Below are 23088 nucleotides of genomic sequence, written 5' to 3'. Positions count from 1 at the left end.
CCTATTTATTGCAATTTTTATTTGTGTTATTTGTGTTATTTTAATTATTTGATTTGTTCACTTTCAATTATTAGAAGTTTAGAAGTGTAATTTAATGGTTAAATTCCCGGAATTTCTGATAATTTACCCTCTAATTCTTCAACTTTAAAACTAGTGACTTCTTGCCACTCTTCCAAAGTAAAATCATAACCATATTCTTGAGCTTTTTGGACAAATGCTTCTAAATTAGGGGCAGAATTTAATTTTTCTTTTAATTCAGGATCAGTTTTTACTTTTCTAAATAATTTAACAACATTTTCTTTGGCCATGATAGTTTACTCCTAGATTGATTTTTTGATATAGCGGTATGCACGCTTTATGAGATACACAAATTGACGACAAAACCCAGACATTAAAAGACTTTTAAGTCTGTTTCCTGTTTCCTGTTCCCTGCTATAATTAACCAATGAGAACTGTAGTACAACCCATAACAATTTTATTAGTCGGACCAACAGCCTCTAAAATTGTACAACCCATAAAACAAGCGGGAAGTCCATTAATTAAGACAGTGGCACTACCATCAATTACCACTCCTGGACCGTGAGGAGGAATAGGTAAGGGAGTGCTGCAAATATGAATATCCGCACCGCCAGCACTGCTAGTAATTAAACTACCCATACTTGCGGCAACAGAAGCCTTAGTAGCTTCTTCAGCAGCTTTAGCGGCGGGAAAACCTGGTGTGCCAGAAGCCGCTTGAGTTGCAGATTCAGCAAGTTTAATTGCTGTATCAGCCGCCTGTTTAGCAGATTGTAAAGCACCAACGGCTGCCAGTCGCATACCCCTCCATGCTGGTAGTCCACCAATTAAAACATTAGGACTCCCAGGGCCAGGGGCTAATTTTGGTGGTAAAGGATGAGCGACACTATCAGTAATTCTCGCTGCGGGTTTTCCCATAAAAGTCATCTCCTAATTGAGTTTAATAATTGCACCTTTAATAGAAATTGGTCCAGAAGCATTAATATCTATGGTAGTTTTAGCATCAAGTTTAATACTTCCATTAGATTTAATGCTCACACTTTGTGACACATCATCTAAAATAACAGTATGACCTCCACTAGTTTTGATTTCAACTTTTTTATTTTGGTCATCTAAGAGAACTTGATGACCTCCATTAGTTTTAATTAAAACACATTTGTCCGTATCATTCAAATGAAGAATATGACCAAGAATAGTTTTAAGTTGAATACCTTGTTTAACTGCCCCTTTGACTTTTTCTACAAATTGAAGAACATGGCCAAGACGGGTTTTAAAAGTTCTCAGTCTTACTTCTCCTCCATCCACTGAATCCTTAACATCTTCTGGAGGTTTATCTTTACCATTCCACACTCCACCTAATATATAAGGACGATGAATATCTCCATGTTCAAAACCTACTAATACTTCATCTCCTATTTCTGGTAAACAATCATTACCGCGATTATTACCAATTCCATGACTGACAACTCTTGCCCAATTACTTTCATGTTCTTCTGTTAATGTGGGTAACTTAACTTTAACTCTACCCCAATTTTTAGGATCTTTATTATTAGTAACTATTCCCACTAATAAAGTTTGTGCTGGTTGTAGTTGAGTTTTGGGAGATAAAATTGAAAGCATATCTCCACCGCGTAACCCTCTGACACTAAACTCTGTTGTGTATAGTCTTTCATGGTAAAGATGACGGGTTTCTGTGACATAATATTCACCATTATATTTACCCATTCCTTCTAATTTGATAACTTTTCCTGGTCTAATTTGAGGATTACCTTCTGCTCTGGCATCAGCATGAATATATTCACCTCCCAATTCATCACATAATGCTTGGGCAATATTTTTAGCCTCTCCAGGATTAAATATTGGTTGATCAACCACAATCATTTTTGGTTTAACTTTAAAAACTGTGCTTTTTTCACTACCTTTTCCATGTTGATTTGTTGTTAAAACTTTTTCTGATTTAGCAGTTTCTACAATAGATTTTTTTTGACTGTAATCCCAACCTCTTACTTCTACTTCTGATACTTGCTGACTACTAGTAACTCTCACGCGGAAACTGTGCAAATTTGTTAACCAGGTTAATGATAATTTATCATCAACTTTTGGTTTACGGAAATTGAGTTTTCCATCTTGTACAAATAATTCAAATCCATTTCTTACAGCTCTTTCTCTTAAAAATTCCATGTTAGTTTGGTTTTCTTGAAAAGCATATTCATGAGCAATACTTGTACTGTCTAATTTACCAACGGAAATCCCTACTTCTCCTATAATTTTGTTAACAATATCTGTATCGGTCATATTTTGAAATGAACGATTATATTTTCCTCGATGTAAACGATGGGAAATATCATAACCGCGAATAATAATTGGTGCTTGAGAACCACTAGTAAAATGTGCTTCTATTCCTGTTATTTCTCCCTCAATTATATAGCCTTGTTGATCATTTTTAAATTCTTCTGTGCTTCCAGGAGCAAAACCTATTTTAACCTTTTTACCCATTTCAAATAGTTCTTGATGTTTCCATACTTTCTCCTTATCTTCCCTTCCTGATAAATAAGGATTATTGATGATTAAAGTAAACATTCCTGGTAAATGTAAACTTTCTTCTACAGATATTTGTAAAATATCTTCCATTAATTTATCTGGTGCAGATTTACCGTCAATCTCTAAAATTGGTTTAGCAGCATAAGTGGCATTAGTCATATATTCCTAAGAAATTTTGATGAATTTGATAGTTTATGCAAGGGAAAAAATGAAAATGAATAATGATGAATAAATTTAGATTATCTAGATTAGAGTTGATTTGCTCTATTTGCTTTTTTTGGTATTAGTTCTGTTGGTTCTACTATCTTGTTGACGTTGTGGAGTTTGGGGTTGTGGTGTATTTCCAGGTCCTTTTTCTGCTGTTACATCTATTTCCTCTAGAGTTAAATCCACAAATGCTCTGATTGGTGTACCATCAGGTTTAAATAAGGTGATTTTGTATTTTAATGTTTTGACAAAACACTTTAAATAAGTTTGATTTCCCCAGGTAAATATATAGAGGGGAGGTCTTTTTACGCCATTTTTTTCTACTCCAAATTCTACAGTTTTTTTAAATTCTTCTATTTTGTTAGAAACCCCTGCTCCATTTTCATAATTTTCTACCAGAATGTTACTAATAGTTAATGTATAGGGATTTGGATATTTAAAACTTGTTTTGTTCATTCCTTTTTCTGTGCGAGCACCTTCAGATTGTTCTAAACTAATGCTACGACTGAAATCTAATTGACTGGGATTGAACATAAATTCAACATGGAAAGGACTGTCAATAGAATGGAGTTTAGCTTTAACTAGTTCTGACATAATTGGTTTTCCTCCCTGGTATTTAATAGTAAAAGTTGACAATTTGAAAAGGATTTGAAAAATTTTAATAGTAGTTTCTACTTCTCTCTCTTTCTATTTCTAATTTTTGTCGGATGAAATTGTATATTTCCCTTGCTAGTATTTCAAAGTTTTTTGAGTCTTCATTTTTGGTATCTTTTTGAGAATCTTCTGTAGTATTTGAGCTATTTTCTGATACAATAGCATTATTATCACTTGTTGGTGTATTTTCTCTTCTTTGTACATAGTTTTTAGATGCCGTAGATGCCATTTCTATTAAGGATTCTATACCATTACTATTACTATTACTGCTATAGTAACTATTATCATACTGGTTTTCGGTATTATTTGCAATTTCTTCATTTTCTGAATCTATGTAGTATCTTTGGATACCTAGTATATCAATTATGTTTAGTTCTTGAGTATTATATTGTGTTTGTATAGGGTTATTTGTTATTAGTTCATCAATACTTGACCATGATGTGGGAATTTGATTATTTAGTGGTGATGATCTCAGTGATGTTTGTTGACTTTGCGGGGGTTGTGTGGGGTTATGATGGCTATTATTTAGTGTTTTTCTCTGAATTTTAAATAAGTCAAAATTGCTGTGATTAATGCCGTTTTTATTAAAATTATTATTCATAATAATATCATTTGTATAGTAGTTTTCGGTAGTTATTTTTGGTTGAATTGTGATGTTGTTTGTACTATTTGTTGAGATTAAATTTTTGGATGTGAGGATGTTGTTTTGTTGAGTAATTGAGTTTTTTGAACCTAATGCTTTGCTTGAAGTTAGGTTTTGTATTACTTTTGGTAGTTGAGGAATTGTTTCTAATTCATTATTAATTTCATTATTATTAATTTCTGTTTTTGGGGAAGTCTGAATTTCAGAACTTGTATTTTCAGGGATATCTGGTTGTACAGAAGTTTGAATTTCAGGGATATCTGTTTGTGTGGAAGTCTGAATTTCTGAACTTGTATTTTCAGGGATATCTGTTTTTGGGGAAGTCTGAATTTCAGAACTTGTATTTTCAGGGATATCTGGTTGTACAGAAGTTTGAATTTCAGGGATATCTGTTTTTGCAGAAGTTTGAATTTCAGAACTTGTATTTTCAGGGATATCTGGTTGTACAGAAGTTTGAATTTCAGGGATATCTGTTTGTGTGGAAGTCTGAATTTCAGAACTTGTATTTTCAGGGATATCTGTTTGTGTGGAAGTCTGAATTTCAGAACTTGTATTTTCAGGGATATCTGGTTGTACAGAAGTTTGAATTTCAGGGATATCTGTTTGTGTGGAAGTTTGAATTTCAGGGATATCTGTTTTTGCAAAAGTTTGAATTTCAGAACTTGTATTTTCAGGGATATCTGTTTGTGCAGAAGTTTGAATTTCAGGGATATCTGTTTGTGCAGAAGTTTGAATTTCAGGGATATCTGTTTGTGCAGAAGTTTGAATTTCAGGGATATCTGTTTGTGTGGAAGTCTGAGTTTCTGAACTTGTATTTTCAGGGATATCTGTTTGTGTGGAAGTCTGAATTTCAGAACTTGTATTTTCAGGGATATCTGGTTGTACAGAAGTTTGAATCTCCGAAATTCCGTTTTCAGGAATATTCCTATCTAAAGAACTTTGAATTTGGGGAATTTGACGTTTATTAATGTCAGTTTTATTAATATTCTTTTCCAAAGAAGTTTGCACAATTCCAGAAGAATTTTGCTCTAATGACTGATGATAATTATAATTAGTATTCTCTAAAGAAGTATCTGTTAAATTATTATTCTCTATTGTCCGACTAAATTCTGTTAAATCTGTGAAAGATTTATCCTGACTAAGAGATTCCACTCCTAATGGTGATATAAATTGATATATAAACTTAGGAGATAAAAAATTCTGTTCTAGAAAATTCTGTCCTAGATGATATTTTATTCCTAAAGGTACTTCTTGATTATATTGTGTATCTCTATTATCTGTCATTATTTTCCCCTGATTCTTGTGAAAATATATGATAAATTCAATTAAGTTAATTCTATTATTATTGATGTTCATTATCAATAATAATAATTTATTTCACGTCCAATCTCTCATAAGCTAAACTCAATTCTTCTATCGCAACATTATTAGCACTTGCTTGTAATGATGGTGCTTTCCAACCCACTGGAATGGCTTGTATTAATCTCCAGGTTTGCATTCTTTCCCCAGCTTGATTAAATAAAATAATCCCAACATCATACCGTTTTCTTGTACCATCTAAAACTTGATTTATCCACTTCCAAAATTCTAAATCATCTGTAATTCCACGTTTAAGAGTAACATCACTAAATTTGGCTGCTTTCATCAAAATATACTGTTTATTATTCATTCCCCCTTCTAAATATGTATCTTTCTCTATACTTACTCCTAAACCTGAACATTCTGTAAAAGATGCACGAATTGTACTATCAATTTCTACATAAAATCTGTTAGCTGTTACGTAATTCATGCCATAATCATTACCATTCATTTTCTACCTCCACTTAATTAACTTAATCTTGATTTAATGTTTTTCTGGAGTACATCTGTTTTGTAGTACATATATTTTATGTGTATATTCTATGTGAGGTTACGTTGTTCCTGATAGTATAAATCTTCTTGCATCAATTCATAAACACGGTTTCCTAACAGAATTTGCATTTGTGGGTTATCTAAAATTTTTGTTGCTAATTTTAACAATTTATTACGATCAGGTTTATTGCTATCGGAATTGTTACTTTTTATTTCACTACTGAGAATATTCATGTTTCCAGCATACCCCACAATGGTACTTAAATCTCCCATCGGTTGTAGGGATGACTCTATTCCTGGTTCAATTTTGGGGTTTTCTGTTCCTGATGGAGATAACATCACTGTTTTGGTAAATCTACTAGTTTGATTATACCGTTTTCGGTACTCTTTAGTCTCTATTTGATCCTCAACTTTGCAAAACTTTGTTAAAAAATGCCACACAGTCTCAAGGAAAAACTCAAAAATTATATCCAAAAATTTTATAATATATTTTGGAAGACTCTATTGTCCTTGGGTAGTTATATTTACACTCTGTCAAACTCTATCCAAGTGACAGTAGGTAACAAGAAAATTAAAATACTTAAAGGAAAAGTGTATGAAATTATCTAAGTTTCATGGTAATTTAGGTGTACTCGCGCTTGTACTATTAATGATGGGTACTATCTTACCAGCTACAATAGCTAAAACAGACCAATTAGGTTCTAGTAATATTGACAAAAGTGAGAGTTTTTTATTAGCGCGATTAAGAAGGTTTAAATTTAATCGTCTAAAAGTAAAAGCTCCTCCTGGTAGATTTACTACCTCAGCAGCAGTGCGTGGTTGTAGCAGTGATGATAAAAATAAAGCTGTAGAGAATATTATGGCGTTAATACCTTCTAATGTATCAAATTCAGGAGTAAAAAGTTCTGATAATCTTTCTAAGCCTAACGTAGAATTGACTACTTCTCCTCATCCAACAGTGCTATTTTATCTACCTCAAAATTCTACTGAAACTGCAACTTTTGGGTTGAGAACATTTGATGAAAATGGTAATGAAATTCCCAAGCGCATTTATTATGCCAATATAAAATTACCACCAACAAAATATAAAGGTGGTATAGTTATACTGGATCTTGCGAATATAGCAAATAAAACAAATTTACCAGAATTAAAAATTGGTGAATCTCATACTTATAAGTGGAATATTACATTTTGTGAACAAACAAGAAACGGAGAAATTAGTGGTTTAATTCATAGAGTTGATCCTAATATTCCTTTGGTTCGTCAGTTAGATGCTAATGCTATGGTACAAGATATCGATCCTAATACTATTCTTGCGAATGAGTTAACAAAAGTCAATAAAACTCAACAGCCATCAGTTTATTTAACAAATGGTATTTGGTATTCTGCGGTAAGTAGTCTCGCTGAATTATTAAAAAATAACCCCCAAAATAGTAATTTACAGCAAGACTGGAAAGATTTATTAAGTGATAATCTCAAAAATATTCCTGAGAAAACGATCATTGGTAATGCTATAATTACTGATGTTGAAATAGTTAACCAAAATTAATATAATTCTCTGTAATTAAGATCCCATATTTCTGGAATGAAGTTAGGGATCTATTACTTACTAATACTAATTCTAGTTATAGCTGATTTTACTGTTGAGCGCAACCAGATTCTGACAATCTTTTTTCTCGTTTTAATCTTACCCAGCTATCTTTACTACCACTGACAATTAATACATCATTACCAACTATTTTAATATCTACACTAGATATTTGATCACCATGATCAATTTCTTTACCTTTACCAACTAGTTTACGTTCTTGAGTTAGTGTCCAAAATATCACTTTTCCATCCTGTGTTCCCGCAGCTAAATAACAAGCATTATCGCTTACTGCTAGACTATTTACAGCATTAACAGGTTGTTGATTATTGGCATTATTGACATTCTCCCAGGTATATTTGATTGTGCCGCAAGTAGAGTTATTTCCTTCTAAACAGTCTGTTATATCTATAACGTGAATTTTTCCTTGGTTGTCACTGGTAAACAATAAATTCGGTTGAGATTCGGCGATCGCTAAACTAGTAATATAATTATTTTGTCCTCCTTGGGGATATGTGACTTTTTTAATCATATTATTGTCAAAATTCCAGATTACTAATTGATTATAACGGCCAGCGATCGCTAAATTTCTATTATCTTCACCTACTAATTTGAGAGATTCTATCCCAAAATTTATACGATTAATTTTCAGAGGTTGTACCTGATTTTTAGTGCTATCAGAATCTTGATTTATGCCACAATTATAATTACGTATCTTTTGTAAATCCCATTGATAGACTAATCCACTACCATGGCCACTGAATAAATATCGAGAATCACGACTAAATTCTAAACCAAATACTCGATTATCCTTTGTTGCAGAAAAACAATATTTAGGTATTTTACTATGACTTAATAAGTCCCAAACTTGCATTTCTCCATTTTCTAAAGCCACAGCTACCAAATTATTATCCACAGGTTTAATACGTACGCTGCGAATACTTTTATCTTGATAACCCATTTGGCTAATTTTCGGGTTAGCCCAAAATTTAAAAGCATTAAAACCACTCACGCGCCAATTAATGATAGTCTGATCATCAGAACCACTAATAATAGTTTCTCCCGTACCATTAAACTGTACAGAATTAACCGCTTTTGCGTGCTTTGTTGGTGGTTTAAATAATATCCACCAAAATAAACATAATAATAATCCTATTCCTCCTATTTGCAACCAATAAGGAATAATAGGCTTAATTACTAATTCAATTTTTTGTTCATCAATAACTTTTAAATCTTGGGTTTTGGACCAAATAGCTTTAATAATTCGCTCGATTTTCTTAGGTTTTCCTAGCCAATGTCTCTGAGTATTTACCGTTAATTCTACATCATCTTTGATTTTTCCAGGTTCTAATGTTGTGGTTTCAGGAATTACTGTAAAATTACATTCTGGTTTCTTCCCACTGGGAATTTCTGCTATGCTGACATCTTCGTAAACATTACTTGTGTTAGCTAAAATTACTTGATAAATAATATTATTAGCTAACCAAAATCTACTCAATGACTTAGCAGTAATTTCCTGTATTTTTTGCGGATTAACAATTAAATCCAAACTGCCTTGAGGTGTAATCAGTAATTTACCACTAGCAGTGGATTTTTCACTATTTATATGAGTTGCATGACTGGCTTCCACTGTAAATAGATAGTCTTTGGCTACAACTTGATTATAGCCTGGTAACTTTAAGCAAAAATCCTGTATTTTTTGTTCTCCGCGTTCTAATTTTAGAGATAATATATGTTGATTATTTTCCAACCAAGTAATATTTAAACCTGATATTTTCAAATTAGTATCAACGCTTGTCTGGTTAGGATTTTCTAGTTTGACAGATATCTTAAATTCTCCATCTGGTGCTTGTTCAATTTCTGAAGTAATCAACTCTATTTTTACAGGTTCAAGACGAGTTGTGGGTTGAACATTGACAGTAATTCCTACTCTACTGGGTTCACTTGGTGCAGCTACAGAAAGTGCTTCTACTGTAATATTTGTTGCTCCAACAAAGCCAGATTCAGGAGTATCAAAAATTTCTATAGAAAATTGTCTCAGACTTCCTGGAGGAATTAAACTACTGACTTCTGGAGTCAGACGATACCAGTTTTCTGAGGGGTTGGAGTTCTCAAAATTCACCTTTAACCGTAATTGAATATCAGCATAATCATCACTATTATTACTAACATCTACATCAAAAATGGCAGGTTGTTCTCTGGGAATTAATGTTGGTTGTTGGCACTTAACATCAATAATATTAATTTGTGGCATATTATCCTTATTGTTTTGCTAATTGAGTTAATTGTTTTCTTTGTGCTGCAAAATGTAAAATATTAATTCCTAATTCTTGGGCGTTGCGAATGGTATCTCTGGATAAATATCTATTGTCATTAATTCCCCAAGCTGAAGGTAAATTACCAATTAATACGACTAAACCTCCATCCGTTAATATGGAAATACCTTGTTTATTAATACTAGGAAGTTGATGAAATAAAAATGGAGTTGTGCGTAAAGGGTGATTTGTTAGGTATTCTAAAGATTGTAGTTCTGTGTTCAATTTATGATCATAATGATTAGCAATTTGTTGTAGTTCTCGTCCTAATGTTTGATTAATTGATTGTAGTTCATCCCAGAGAATTTGGCACTCATATTCATAACCATCTATGGTTTCTAATTCTGCTAAATTTTGTTGAATTTCTTGTTTCTTGTACATCAATTTCTGGATATTGATGGCATTTGTTAGATGTTGGACTAAAATTACCGATCCGGCTTCTAAATAATGATCAATAATGCGTATTTCTTCATCATTAAAGTTATTAAATTGTTGATCTGTTAGGTTAATTAAATCATAATCTAATAAAGAGTTTATCTGATGAAAATCTCCTTTTTGTAAAGATTGCAAAGATGGATACAAATGATTTAGAGATTGTAATAAATAAGAAAAATTAGAGGTAGGTAGATCATCGCTAAATACTTCCTGCCATGTGCCTGAATTTTGATAAATAGCAGTGCGGATGGTAGAATGCGATCGCCATCTTGCTTGAGGACGATAACGAAAATCTAATTCATTATCTTGGGGGTTAAACACATCTTTGGCAATAGCAATATTTCTATTAGATGTGATTTTAATTCTACATAATTCTAATTCTGTTTCATCAGGTGGTGCGCTTCTTTCATTAATTTCAAATTGTTCGGTAATTATTTCCTCATCTTTATTTTTCAGGGTGGGTTCTTTATAATTAATGACAAAATAAACTAGTTTACTTTCTCCTGGTGTTACTTGACTATTAATTTTCTTTCCTCTAGCTTTTTCTACCACAATACAATTACCATATCTATCAATGGCAATACCTGACTGAAAGATGAGAAAATAACTATTATCTTTAAATGTCAATTTAACATCTAAACCAGAAACAATACCGCCTAAATTAAGAGATTGATAATGAATATTTTGTCGCCGCCGATGATAGTCATTAGCAATATTCCACTTTTGTTCATTTATTAACGTACCGTCTTGAACTTTTAGACGTTGAAAAAGTTCTATTTGTGGAGGAGTCCAGGGTTTAGTCATAGGATTTTATCGGTTATTTTACAAGGTTTTACAGATTAATTTTATATGATGAAGTGGCTACCTTTCTTTAATATATAGTTCATAAGTGCAAAAAGCAGGTTTTTCTTGTTCAATGATTTTCCTCACTAATTTTTCATCTATACTATTAGCATTTTCTGGATACAACCGCACAACAAAATGATAAGGTTTTCCTCCTCCGACAACAGAAGTTCTACCCAGGTGAGTTTGACCGATTTGAAAACCTTCTGCAAACACATCCTGAATCTTAATATAATCATCATCTAAACCTGTGTAAAAATGTAAATAGTCTCTTAAACCTTTTTTTGTACCACGCCAACTATAAATTTCTAAAGCGCGATAAATGAGATACCGTTGAAGATCAGAAGTAATATTAGGGATAAATTCCCAACCTACCCAATGAGCTAAAAAGGGTAAAAGAGCTTCCGGTGCTGTGCGAGGATCTAAATACAAATGCAGGGAATCTAAAATTTGTACAGCAGGTTCAAAAGTCTCTTCAAAAATTTTGAGTAAGCGGCCAATAAAATCTACTTCTCGATAAATGTCAGGTAAAAAATTGAGGTACAAACTGCGAGGACGAATATAAAGATTGACTTCTTCTGTTCTGACATGGGTAATTTCTGGAATATCAGAAGAACTATCAGAAATAGTTATAGGTCTATTTTGGTAGCCATAACTAATATTAATTTCTGCCGCATAATCTAACACATAATCTAAATTTCCAGACTGACCTAACTGCCAAATTCTCTCAGATTCAAAAAAGTCTTCAGGTACAGTACAACTAAACAATATCTGCTTTTTACTGTGAGGATAAATTATTATTCTTGGTCTGATTTCTGGTGAATTATCAGAGTTTGTCGGTAAATTATAACTAACAGTTTCTAATTCTTCAGTGATGATTAACTTACACCAAGAGTTAGGTATGTTTGTTCTGATTGCTATGGTGGCATAACTATATTTTGTACTATCATTTTCTAGTTGAATTAGCATTTCACTAGGTTCTCCTGGATAGAGAACTAGCTGTTTATTACTAAATTCTCCACTTTCATCAGTGGTGATAATTGCCCCTGATTGATAATTATTATTAATATTAATTTGATCTAGGGCATTTTCTGAGATTCTCATAGGTGTAAGTTGTACACTGAGATATTCTCTATGTTGAGCTATGGTCATAAGATGTTATCCTGATTTAACTAACTTACAAAAAATTGTCAGTATTCGGCATTCAGCTAATGGCTAGGCTTATGCTTTTTTTCATCAATTGTGATTTCATAAGTATCTCATAAAAGGTGCATCCTGCTAGATCATAAAAGTTAATCAAAATAGACTTTGTGAGCAGAATCTAATTGAGGATTATCATTGTCATTAGAATCTAAGGTTGTCTTATCCCAAGAACAAATTAATTGATCAGGCTGTAAATCAATTTCTTCTTCATCTTTTTCTCGTTTCTGCCATTGTGTGATATTTCCATCTTGGATAATTGGATCTATTGGATATATTTTAATCCATTCTATTTTTCCTACCCCCTCAATAATTTGTAATAATCTCTTAATATCTGCTTTATTCACAGAGTGATTAAAAGGCCAACCTTGTTGTTCAAAATAGCCATTAATAGGATTGAGAAATTGATATAAAGCTATTAATATTTTGTTCTTTATATCCTTCTTAGCTATTTCATTTTTGTATTCTTTTTGTAAAGAAACTTTAGTGTGGGTACATATTCCTAAATATTTAGGTTGATCATAGATAATTTTTATTCCTAATAGTCGTCTTTCTTCCAGATAATTTTCCACTTCCTTTTTTAAATTATCTGTGATATTAAATTTTTCTGGTGCAATTCCTGTTTCTATAACTTCCAAATTAACATGAGGAATTAACAGTAATTTAACAGTACCAGGTTGATCAGGTAAACAGTGAGTGCGAGCAATAGCTCCTTTTGATCCTCGTCTAGCTAATGTTTCAAAATCTTCGGCTGTCACTGCACGGTTAGGTGTTCTTAATTGTTGGGGAACTCGCATCATTGCAGCTTCTAAAGATTCTGCATTTGTACCATCTTTAGCAGGTTGATGATTTTCAATTCTCTCGATATAAGGAACTGCTGATTTACAAATTTTGATTGTTCCTTTAGCCACATTTCCTCTTTCTCCTCCTCCAGTTCTATATTTAACCATAGTAATAGTTGAACCACGAAGAGGAACCTTACCATATTGACGTTTACTGAATTTTCCTGAGTTGTCAATTTCTTCTGTATTTGTTGGTAATTTTTGACGATTCCAGGTAGATTCTTTAATTTGATAAGGTTCTCTAATTAATGGACCAAATTGAATTTTACCAGTAATACAATCGAGGGTATAATGAAGATCATTTTCTCTAGAATCGCTAAAATTATCAACTTGTTGCCAATTTTCTGGAATTGCATCTTCTCCTGGAGGCATAACTGTAATATATTCAATGTCTTTTTTTGGCGTTAAAATGGGATTTTGTTGTAATTGAAAACTCTGTCCTGGAGTGCCATCACTTTCGCCTAAAGTTTCATTTTCAATTTCTGTAGATTGGGTAATTTTTACTGTACCACCAATGGCACGAATGGCGATCGCTATAATTCTTGGACTATTAGAATATCCTGGTATTTCCTCACCTTCTTTTGTAACTCTACAACGTATCCACATTCCTTCATAACCTTCAAAGTTGGTTACAGGTAAATCTAAAGGTAAATGTAAAGTAATATCAGCACCACCTTCAATGGGATTTCCTCCTTGTTTTTTGAAGGTATTAAAGCTAAATCCTTGGGTATTATCATCACTTTCTTTTAATAAGATATTTTCCCATTTTTCTCCTGTCCATGCTTCCCAATTTCGTGGAGGATTTTGAGGATTAATTCCTGTAGGTGTACCTGCATTTGCTTTAATATTTAAAACAATGACATTACCCGCTATTTGATCATTATTTAATACGACATAAAAACAATTACCAATGTTAGGGGTATCATCAAATATTCTAGTTTCGCTTCCTCCTCTCAATTCAGCCCCATCTGCTTCTGATGTCCAATTACTAAAATCTATAAAATTGGTTATTTCTTTTGTTGTTGCTGTTAATAAATGTTTAATTTTTGGTGGTGTAATTACTAAATTTGTATCAGTAGTAAATTCAATTGCCTCTTCTGTTTCTGTGCGTTCTGTAGCTATAATTGTGTTAGCAGGAATGGTATGTTGTTCTAAGAAAGAAGTTGTCAAATAAAATGTAACTTCAGATTTAGCTGGTACAGGTGCTTGTAATTTAATTCCTAATAATTCTAAAAACCCAATATAATTAAGACGAGGAATTTGATTAAAACGTAGCAACATTTGATCTGTTAACCACGCAAATAATTCAATTAAAGTTACACCAGGATCACTAGGATTATGATTTGTCCATTCAGGACAATAACGAGGAATACGTAATAAACATTCTGCGACTAAATCGGCAAATTTCCGATCATCAAGTGATGATTTAGGTAGTTCTGGTAAAAAGTCAAATTCTCTTTTCATAACCTCAAAAATGAATTAAATAATCAATTTAATTTTGCGATAGTGGAATGTTAATTTGGTGATAATATATAAAAAGGATATACAAAACTTTTCGGTTCTTGAGTGTTTTTGGGTGTGTATTTAATATTAATCTTTAATTTACCATGACCTACTACATCTGTATATACACCATTAAGAATTATTCGCGGTTCCCATCTTTCTAAAGCCTCTGTAACATATAAACGAATTAACAGCAATGTTTGACTATTCATAGGTGCAAATACCAACTCATCTAGGCGCGAACCAAAATCTGGCCGATAAACTCGCTCCCCTAATTTTGTTCCCAGAATCATTCTCATGGATTCCTCAATATTATAAGTATTACTACTTAAGTTTATATTGGATTGAACATTAACACGCAAAGGAAAAGAAATTCCTTTACCGATGTAGTCAGTAGATTGTTGATTACTTAGTTCTGCCATTTTTAACAAGTCCTAATGATTAACTAGTTATTAAAATGATCTCAATAACATTACCAGGACTTACGCAACTGCCACATTGGTAGGGTGCGGTTCGACAAGCTCACTAACGACGTCAGACAGTATAAATCATGTAAATAACCAAATTGTTGATATCTGACGCACCCGACAACAGATTTTTTAGTGTGACACTTGCGTAAGTCATAATTACTAATATACATATATACTGTATGATCATAGAATTGAACAATAAAACTTTAGAAACCTTATTATTTTTTGTTTGTAGAATCAAAATGTTAAGTTTCTTAATCGGAGTTTAATAATATGAGTAACTATCTCGCTATTGCTACTGTCACAGCAACACTACAAAGAACATTGCAAGCAGCAATACAGACGGATGTATATGGGGCAAGAGTAACTACGTTTAGGCCTAATAGTATTGGAGGTGGACCGTCCGAGGCTGGGGTTAATATATTTTTATATCAAGTTATGAACAATCCAGCGTTTACTAATCCAGTTCGCGCTCAAAATCATCCTACTAAAAAACAAGTAGCGATAGATTTATATTATATACTGAGTTTTTATGGTAATGAAACTGAATTAGAACCACAAAGAATATTAGGAAGTGTAGTGAGAACTTTTAGTGATCAATCAATACTTAGTCCTGATATGATTAGAGAAACTTTGGCAGATCCTAATTACTCTTTTTTAGAAGGTTCTGATTTAGCAGATCAGTTATATCAAATAAATATTAATTTATATGATGTCAATTTAGATGAACTTTCTAAAGCATGGTCGACATTTTTCCAATCTCCCTATTTATTATCAATTATTTATCGAGTCATGATCATTCTAATTGATGGTAAAGATCCTGGTCAAAAAGCGTTACCAGTGCGTAGTGCTAATATGGGAGGAATGGTAGCATATCCTAATCGGCCATTAGTTGATTCTGTGCGTTCTCAAGGGGGAATTTTACAACCAATATTAACAAATAGCACCCTATTAATTCAAGGCAGGAATTTAAAAAGTGACATAGTAAAAGTGAGAATTGGTGGTACAGAAGTTGTACCTTCAGACATTACCAATAATCAAATATTATTACCTTTAACTACAGTTCCTATACCTGCGTTAAAAGCAGGGGTACAAAGTTTACAAGTAGTACATCAATTTACCAGCGGTATTGATGGTAATCATCGCAATGTAGATTCTAATGCTGCTGCTTTTATTTTACGTCCGACGGTAATTAATAGTAGATGTGAAAGGATTTCTGAAAATAATGATGGTTCTTATTATGCAGAAATATTAGTGGAAGTAAATTTAAGTATTAGACAAAATCAAAGAGTAGTTTTAGGATTAAATGAGTGGATCGTAGAAAATAGTCAGGAAAATCCTAAAGCCTATTTATTTGATGCTGTAAAACTAGAAGGAGACAGTCATGAAGTGATGATTATAGTTGATAAAGTTGAAGCGGGAGAATATCTGGTAAGATTAATGGTGGATGGAGCAGAAAGTCAGCTAGACATTGATAATGATTCTGAAAGTCCGACTTTTAATTTTTATATTGGTCCAAAAATTGTCATTAGATAACAGAGGAAAAAATCATGAGTCAAGAATGGATGTCAGATAACGAAGAATTAGAAAATGAACAGTTAGAATTAGATATTGAGGATTTAAACCAATTGACAAAGTTAGGAAATGAAGCTGTAAAATTAGGGTTAATTTCTGGTCATGGACATCATCGTGGTAAATATGAAATCCTGATTAAAAGAGAGTCATTATTGATGACAGAAACAAAGGCTAAAGAATATTTAGAAAATTTATTGTCCAAAAAATTTAATTAAGATGTATGGGGGTTAAATGTTAGTTAGTATTCAACAGGAACATAGTACATGGTATTGGGATAACTGGTGTTATTTAATGCAAGCGATCGCTCGCATAGAAACAATCTTAGAGAATAGATATAAAGGAAATCACGAGGAAAACATTCCTGAATTACCACCATCAGGAATATCTCCACCATCACATTTAGAAAAATTATGTCAGATTTTAAACCTATCACAATTTGAGCGCGATTTATTATTATTTTGTGCGGGAATGGAATTATTTTCTAACTGGAGTATTTTATTAGCTAAACTGAATCAAAATTCTCAAATTGACTACCCCACATTTAATATAGCCTTCAATTGTTTACCCCAAGCAAATTGGATGGCCATTACTCCAGATTCTCCTTTAAGAAAATTACAAATAATTGAGATAGGATCAGGGAAATCATTAGCGAGTAGTGCTTTAAGGATTGATGAAAAAATCTTAAATTATTTGCAGGGAATAGAGCAATTAGATTACCGTTTACAGGGATTTTTAGGTTCATCAAATCTGCTGAAAAAACATCATAATTTAGTACCTTCCCATCGAGAAATAGCTGATCAAATATTATCAGTATTCATCAATCTCTCAAAATCAAACTCATCTCTAGCTCCCATGATACATTTATGTGGTGGAGATCTAATGACTAAAAGATCCATTGCTGTGGTAGCTTCCCGCAATTTAGGACTTAATTTACAAATGATGTCGGCAACTAATTTACCTGGAGATACTGTACAATTAAATCTGATCCAGCGTTTGTGGGAAAGAGAATGGACATTAAATAATACAATTCTATTTTTAGAACTGGATAATTTAGAAGGTACAGATTCCCACAAAGATCATCTTATTTCCCAACTAATAGAAAACCTCAATTGTTACTTAATAATTAGTAGCACAGATCGTCGTCGTGCGCGTCAACGTCCCTTAGTAGTTTTTGATATTCATCAACCTACTAAAGATGAACAACGTTTAATCTGGAAAAATGCTTTAGGAGAGAACTCTTCAGTATTAGATGACAATATCAACATTTTAGTTGCTAATTTTAACCTGAATCTTTCAGCTATTGAAGCTGCGGCATTTAAAGCTCAAAGTTTAGGAGAAATTTGGGAAAATAGGTATAAATCTCCTGGAAAATTCCAAGATAATTTATGGAATATTTGTCGAGTACAAGCTAGATTAAATCTTGATGATCTTGCCCAAAGAATATCTTCTACAGCAGACTGGGAGGACCTAATTTTACCAGAAAAAGAACATCAAATTTTACAAGAAATTGCCACACATTTACATTATAAAATGCAAGTTTATGAAACCTGGGGATTTGCAGCTAAAAGTAAACGGGGTTTAGGTATTAGTGCCTTATTTCATGGACAAAGTGGTACAGGTAAAACTATGGCTGCGGAAGTATTAGGTAATAACTTAAATTTAGATGTTTATCGCATAGATTTAAGTTCAGTTGTGAGTAAATATATTGGGGAAACTGAGAAAAATTTACGTCGTATTTTTGATGCTGCAGAAGGGGGAGGCACAATATTGTTATTTGATGAAGCAGATGCTTTATTTGGTAAACGTTCGGAAGTAAAAGATAGTCATGATCGTTATGCTAATATGGAAGTCAGTTATTTATTACAAAGGATGGAAGCCTATCAAGGATTAGCAATTTTAACTACTAATTTAAAAAGTTCTATAGATCAAGCATTTTTAAGAAGATTGGGATTTGTGGTACAATTTCCTTTTCCTGATGCTGCCCAAAGAGAGGAAATTTGGAAGCGTGTATTTCCTAAAAATACTCCCACAGAGGGATTAAATTTTAAAAAATTATCAAGTTTAAATACCGCAGGAGGTAATATTAGAAATATTGCTAAAAATGCAGCATTTATAGCAGCAGCAAATGGTGAAAGTGTAATGATGAAACATATATTGCAAGCAGCAAAAAGTGAATATGTGAAATTAGAAAGACCAATGACAGATAATGAAGTTAGGGGTTGGGTTTAGGTAAGCTATCAGTAGTCAGCTATTTACCTGAAATTTTGCAATGCAAGTAATGAAAAGAAACAAAAGCAAATAAATTAAAATTTCTGAACCTTTGTTGTTGATACTATTTACTGATGGCTGAATACTTACGGTTTGAGATGATTAAAAAAACAAGTCGGGGATGTTAATTATGAGTGATAAAAATATGGAATATTTAATTAAGAAAATTGTCAAAAAAGTGGTAAAAAAAGAACTATATGAATTACTAAAGAAGTCCAATATACCATTAAGTTCACAATTAAATCCCCATAATTTACCAGTTTTATCTGATGATATTAATTCATCTATAGATCCCTTTTTAGAAACTCTCTCTTGTTGGCAAGATGAATTAGATAAGGAAGAAAAGGTTAAGGATATATATAGTGATGATTGTGATAATATACCTTTTAGTAAAGATGTGGAATTAAAGGGTAAATTACGAGAGTTAAAGTTTAAACAGGAACTTAGAAAAGATTGGATATTATTCCTTGTGAAAGATGTAATAGTATATTCTGTGACGATACTTTTTATGTTTATTATCGCTGGGTTTTATTTACAGCAAATTTTATCTCAATAGGGAGATCCCCCATTTATTTTGAAAAGTCGGGGATCTATATTAATATAAAATTGCAGGCAAGATGCCAGCACTACATATAATACTACATATATTATGTCTCAACTTCAACGTTTGACTATTACTTCTTCTCAATTACAAGAGAATAATCATCAATTAGAAATTATCTTAACTACTCAACAACAACATTATTTATTTCGGGTACTAAGATTAGCGAATAATGATAAATTTATTGCTATGGATGGTCAAGGTAAATGTTGGCTAACACAATTAAATGGAATATACCAGGATAAGTGCCAGGTTTTAGAATTATTAGATGTAAAAACAGAATTACCCATATCTGTAACGTTGATGTTAGCTTTACCCAAGGGAAACGCTTTTGATGATGTTGTCCGTTATTGTACTGAATTAGGTGTAACTTGTATTGCTCCTATTTTGAGCGATCGCACACTTTTAAATCCTAGTTCCCAAAAACTACAACGCTGGCAACGCATAGCTTCTGAAGCGGCAGAACAGTCAGAAAGAACCATAGTACCTACTATTTTAGAACCTGTAACTTTTAATACTGCTATTTATGAATTTGTAACTAATCATAGTTATATTTGTGAAGCACGAGGTGATTATTCACATTTAAAGAAGTTTATTGCTAGTAATTCTGATAATATAATTATCGCTATTGGTCCAGAAGGAGGATGGAGTGAAAAAGAAGTAAATATGGCTATAGATCAAGGATTTAAACCAGTTTCATTGGGTTCTCGTATTCTTAGGGCAGTTACAGCACCAATATTTGCCATGTCTTTATTAGCAGCACATTATGATAGTCACTAATTAAATTACATTAAGATGAGACACTTATGAAACACTTAATTATTTTTACTCGTTATCCAGAACCAGGTCAGACAAAAACTCGGTTAATACCAGCATTAGGAGAAATTGGTGCTGCAAATTTACATAAACAGATGACTGAATATACCATGTCTCAAGTTAGAGAACTACGGGAAATTATAGATTTATCAGTAGAAATACGATTCACTGGTGGAAATACTGAAAAAATGCAAGAATGGTTAGGAAGAGACTTATGGTATCAATGTCAAGGAGAAGGGGATTTAGGAGTGAGAATGAAGCGATCGCTTACTGAATCGTTCCATCATAAAAAAGAACAAGTAATCATTATTGGTACTGATTGTCCTAGTATAAATTATCAAATCTTAGCTAGTGGTTTTCAGCAATTAAATAATTATGATATAGTTATTGGTCCGGCTGTGGATGGTGGATATTACTTAATTGGATTAAAAAAAACCATACCAGATATTTTTGATAATATTGGTTGGGGAACAGATCAAGTATTAAAAGAAACAGTAAAAGTAGCTAAGTCTGAGAATTTATCCATAGCATATTTACCCATCTTAAATGATATTGATCGTCCAGAGGATCTGTAAGAACTATGATAAATTAATCTGAAAAATAAAGGATATGGAATAGGAAAAGTTTGATAAACTAAACCTAATCCCCAAAATAATTGTTTACTAACCTTGCTCAAATTTTGATGAGATTTTTATTTACCATGTTGACAATTCCTAAATCATATTCAGTCTTAGGTCTACCAGTTCACATCATGACTAATTATATAGATTGGTTATTGGATGGTATTAAACAAGGTAGAGGAACTCATGTAGTAACTTTAAATGCAGAAATGACAATACAAGCAGAAAAAAATCAAGCCTTAGCAGCAGTGATTAAAAATGCCGAATTAGTCATTCCTGATGGTTCAGGAGTAGTGCTTTACCTCAGATATTTATTAAGGCAAAAAGTACGGCGTTTACCAGGAATTGAACTAGCAGAAAAACTATTAGAAGCTACAGCAGAACAAGCAAAACCAGCTACTATATTTTTCTACGGAGGATCACCAGAAATAGCTGAAAAAGCAGCACAAATATGGCGAAAACAGATCCCTAATTTAAACATTATTGGTACACATTCTGGTTATCATTCATTACAGCAAGAACAACAATTATTACAACATCTTGCTGAAATCAAACCACAATTAATATTTGTGGCTTTAGGAGTCCCGAAACAAGAATTATGGATCGCTAAAAACCGTCATTTATGTCCACATTCAACTTGGGTAGGAGTGGGAGGTAGTTTTGATATTTGGTCAGGAAGAAAAACCCGCGCTCCTCGCTGGTTAGCCAATAATAATTTAGAATGGTTGTATAGACTATACCAGGATCCTTGGCGTTGGCGACGAATGTTAGCCTTGCCAGAATTTGCTTATAAATCCTTAATATATCGTTTTGGATACAACACTTTGCGTAACTGTAAGTACTAGTGCAAAAAATAAATGGCCTTGCTGAACTAAAGTATGAAACTCTTAATCAGCAACACCAAATAAATTATATACTAGACATCTACTGAGAATTAAATGTGCGTAACTGGAAACCGTGATATAAACGTTACATATAGTTACATATAACGTCTCTACAAGGTTTTCAAACCATTTACAGAAAATTTCTCAATAATTCCCCCACCTAATACCTTTTCATCTGTGTACCAAACTGCCGCTTGTCCAGGTGTAATACTAAATTGCGGTTCATAGAATACTAATTTAACTCGATTATTTTCTAAAGGTATTACTGTCACTGGTACAGGTTGAGAACGATAACGAATTTGCACTTCTGCACGGATAGGAGTGCTAGGTTCAGCAATGGAAACCCAATTAACTTGACATACTGTGCATTCTGGTTGTGTTCCTTTTGTGCGATCGCCTACTATAACCCGATTATTTATAGTATCTAATTCTATCACATACAAAGGTTCAGCCGCCGCAATACCTAAACCTTTACGTTGACCAATGGTATAATGGTGTATACCATCATGTTTACCCAAAACCTTACCAGTAGTATCCACAATATCGCCAGGTTTAGGTGCTAAATATTTATCTAAAAATGCCCGCATAGAACCATTACTTTCTACCAAGCATAAATCTTGACTCTCAGGCTTTTCTGCGGTTTTTAGACCATATTCGGCAGCTATTTTGCGAGTATCACTTTTATGTAATTCTCCCAAAGGAAAAATCGTGGCACTCAATAAATCTTGTGATAAATCATACAGAAAATATGATTGATCCTTATTGCGATCTAGGGCGCGTAACAACTCATAACGAGCAGTGCTATGATTATAGGTAATACGGGCATAATGTCCAGTAGCGATCTTATCGCTGGCTAAATTTTCCTTTGCGTAAGATACCATAGGACCAAACTTGACTGTCTTGTTACATTGAGAACAAGGTAAAGGAGTAATTCCCGCACTATAACCCGTTACCAAAAAATCCACAATTTGGTTTTGAAACACATCCCGAATATCAACTATTTCATGGGGAATACCCAACTGTTCACAAATACTAGCAGCGTCGATCATTCCTTCAGAGCAACATTGCCCCTGGCCTTTCATTAGCCAAAGGGTTAAACCTATTACATCATAGCCCTGATTGTGTAAAATAGCAGCAGCGACAGAACTATCAACGCCACCAGAAAGACCAACGACAACTTTTTTCATAATTTACACTATTGAAAGTGCCAGATTGAT

At 32.8% G+C, this 23088-nt stretch carries 21 protein-coding genes; 8 read left to right on the top strand and 13 right to left on the bottom strand.

What is annotated here, in order from left to right; translation table 11 throughout:
* Positions 1–98 precede the first annotated feature (98 nt).
* The 7 genes from H6F32_RS09280 to H6F32_RS09250 all read right to left on the bottom strand — a co-directional run bounded on the left by H6F32_RS09280 (position 99) and on the right by H6F32_RS09250 (position 6250).
* Complete coding sequence (locus H6F32_RS09280) at positions 99–308, bottom strand: Nif11-like leader peptide family natural product precursor (protein ID WP_190369046.1); 210 nt, start codon at positions 306–308, stop codon at positions 99–101.
* 130 nt (positions 309–438) lie between these two features.
* Positions 439–933 (bottom strand): hypothetical protein, encoded by a 495-nt coding sequence (locus H6F32_RS09275; RefSeq protein ID WP_190369045.1) that lies wholly within the window; start codon positions 931–933, stop codon positions 439–441.
* 12 nt (positions 934–945) lie between these two features.
* Positions 946–2715, bottom strand: a complete 1770-nt coding sequence (locus H6F32_RS09270) for a VgrG-related protein (protein ID WP_190369044.1) — start codon at positions 2713–2715, stop codon at positions 946–948.
* Positions 2716–2820: 105 nt separating this feature from the next.
* Positions 2821–3357, bottom strand: a complete 537-nt coding sequence (locus H6F32_RS09265; RefSeq protein ID WP_190369043.1) for a hypothetical protein — start codon at positions 3355–3357, stop codon at positions 2821–2823.
* Between the two features lie 64 nt (positions 3358–3421).
* Positions 3422–5344 carry a hypothetical protein gene (locus tag H6F32_RS09260; RefSeq protein ID WP_190369042.1) on the bottom strand — a complete coding sequence of 641 codons (1923 nt, stop codon included), beginning with the start codon at positions 5342–5344 and terminating at the stop codon, positions 3422–3424.
* 88 nt (positions 5345–5432) lie between these two features.
* The gene (locus tag H6F32_RS09255; RefSeq protein WP_190369041.1) at positions 5433–5870 is read right to left on the bottom strand and encodes a phage tail protein; all 438 of its coding nucleotides are present in this window, start codon (positions 5868–5870) and stop codon (positions 5433–5435) included.
* An 89-nt stretch (positions 5871–5959) separates the two neighbouring features.
* A complete protein-coding gene (locus H6F32_RS09250; RefSeq protein WP_190369040.1) occupies positions 5960–6250 on the bottom strand; it encodes a hypothetical protein in 291 nt (96 codons plus the stop codon).
* Between the two features lie 256 nt (positions 6251–6506).
* Between H6F32_RS09250 and H6F32_RS09245 the strand changes: the two genes are divergently transcribed.
* Positions 6507–7460: a DUF928 domain-containing protein gene (locus tag H6F32_RS09245; protein ID WP_190369039.1), complete on the top strand. Its 954-nt coding sequence runs from the start codon at positions 6507–6509 to the stop codon at positions 7458–7460.
* A gap of 88 nt (positions 7461–7548) precedes the next feature.
* Here the strand turns inward: H6F32_RS09245 and H6F32_RS09240 are convergent, their stop codons facing one another.
* The 5 genes from H6F32_RS09240 to H6F32_RS09220 all read right to left on the bottom strand — a co-directional run bounded on the left by H6F32_RS09240 (position 7549) and on the right by H6F32_RS09220 (position 15059).
* Positions 7549–9753: a WD40 repeat domain-containing protein gene (locus H6F32_RS09240; RefSeq protein ID WP_190369038.1), complete on the bottom strand. Its 2205-nt coding sequence runs from the start codon at positions 9751–9753 to the stop codon at positions 7549–7551.
* 7 nt (positions 9754–9760) lie between these two features.
* Positions 9761–11053 (bottom strand): hypothetical protein, encoded by a 1293-nt coding sequence (locus H6F32_RS09235; protein ID WP_190369037.1) that lies wholly within the window; start codon positions 11051–11053, stop codon positions 9761–9763.
* 57 nt (positions 11054–11110) lie between these two features.
* On the bottom strand, positions 11111–12244 hold the full coding sequence (locus tag H6F32_RS09230) for a phage tail protein (RefSeq protein WP_190369036.1): 1134 nt from the start codon (positions 12242–12244) through the stop codon (positions 11111–11113).
* A gap of 140 nt (positions 12245–12384) precedes the next feature.
* Complete coding sequence (locus tag H6F32_RS09225) at positions 12385–14598, bottom strand: putative baseplate assembly protein (protein ID WP_190369035.1); 2214 nt, start codon at positions 14596–14598, stop codon at positions 12385–12387.
* A gap of 50 nt (positions 14599–14648) precedes the next feature.
* On the bottom strand, positions 14649–15059 hold the full coding sequence (locus H6F32_RS09220; RefSeq protein ID WP_190369034.1) for a GPW/gp25 family protein: 411 nt from the start codon (positions 15057–15059) through the stop codon (positions 14649–14651).
* Positions 15060–15380: 321 nt separating this feature from the next.
* Here H6F32_RS09220 and H6F32_RS09215 point away from each other — a divergent pair, with 321 nt between their 5' ends.
* The 7 genes from H6F32_RS09215 to H6F32_RS09185 all read left to right on the top strand — a co-directional run bounded on the left by H6F32_RS09215 (position 15381) and on the right by H6F32_RS09185 (position 21832).
* Complete coding sequence (locus tag H6F32_RS09215) at positions 15381–16643, top strand: DUF4255 domain-containing protein (protein ID WP_190369033.1); 1263 nt, start codon at positions 15381–15383, stop codon at positions 16641–16643.
* A 14-nt stretch (positions 16644–16657) separates the two neighbouring features.
* On the top strand, positions 16658–16897 hold the full coding sequence (locus H6F32_RS09210) for a hypothetical protein (protein ID WP_242031092.1): 240 nt from the start codon (positions 16658–16660) through the stop codon (positions 16895–16897).
* A 16-nt stretch (positions 16898–16913) separates the two neighbouring features.
* Positions 16914–18911: an ATP-binding protein gene (locus H6F32_RS09205; protein ID WP_190369032.1), complete on the top strand. Its 1998-nt coding sequence runs from the start codon at positions 16914–16916 to the stop codon at positions 18909–18911.
* A gap of 184 nt (positions 18912–19095) precedes the next feature.
* Complete coding sequence (locus H6F32_RS09200) at positions 19096–19506, top strand: hypothetical protein (RefSeq protein ID WP_242031091.1); 411 nt, start codon at positions 19096–19098, stop codon at positions 19504–19506.
* 93 nt (positions 19507–19599) lie between these two features.
* Entirely contained in the window at positions 19600–20331 is a 732-nt protein-coding gene (locus H6F32_RS09195; protein ID WP_190369030.1) for a 16S rRNA (uracil(1498)-N(3))-methyltransferase, read from the top strand.
* Positions 20332–20357: 26 nt separating this feature from the next.
* A complete protein-coding gene (locus H6F32_RS09190) occupies positions 20358–20942 on the top strand; it encodes a TIGR04282 family arsenosugar biosynthesis glycosyltransferase (protein ID WP_190369029.1) in 585 nt (194 codons plus the stop codon).
* A gap of 125 nt (positions 20943–21067) precedes the next feature.
* Complete coding sequence (locus tag H6F32_RS09185; RefSeq protein WP_190369028.1) at positions 21068–21832, top strand: WecB/TagA/CpsF family glycosyltransferase; 765 nt, start codon at positions 21068–21070, stop codon at positions 21830–21832.
* A gap of 149 nt (positions 21833–21981) precedes the next feature.
* On the opposite strand, the gene mnmA is transcribed toward H6F32_RS09185, so the two are convergent.
* Positions 21982–23058: a tRNA 2-thiouridine(34) synthase MnmA gene (gene mnmA, locus H6F32_RS09180; protein ID WP_190369027.1), complete on the bottom strand. Its 1077-nt coding sequence runs from the start codon at positions 23056–23058 to the stop codon at positions 21982–21984.
* Between the last annotated feature and the right edge of the window lie 30 nt (positions 23059–23088).

Origin of the sequence: Anabaena sp. FACHB-1237 (assembly GCF_014696225.1) — a bacterium.
Taxonomy (GTDB): Bacteria; Cyanobacteriota; Cyanobacteriia; order Cyanobacteriales; family Nostocaceae; genus FACHB-1237.
Note: the sequence above shows the minus strand (reverse complement) of the source record. Positions and strands in the feature narration are given on the sequence as shown.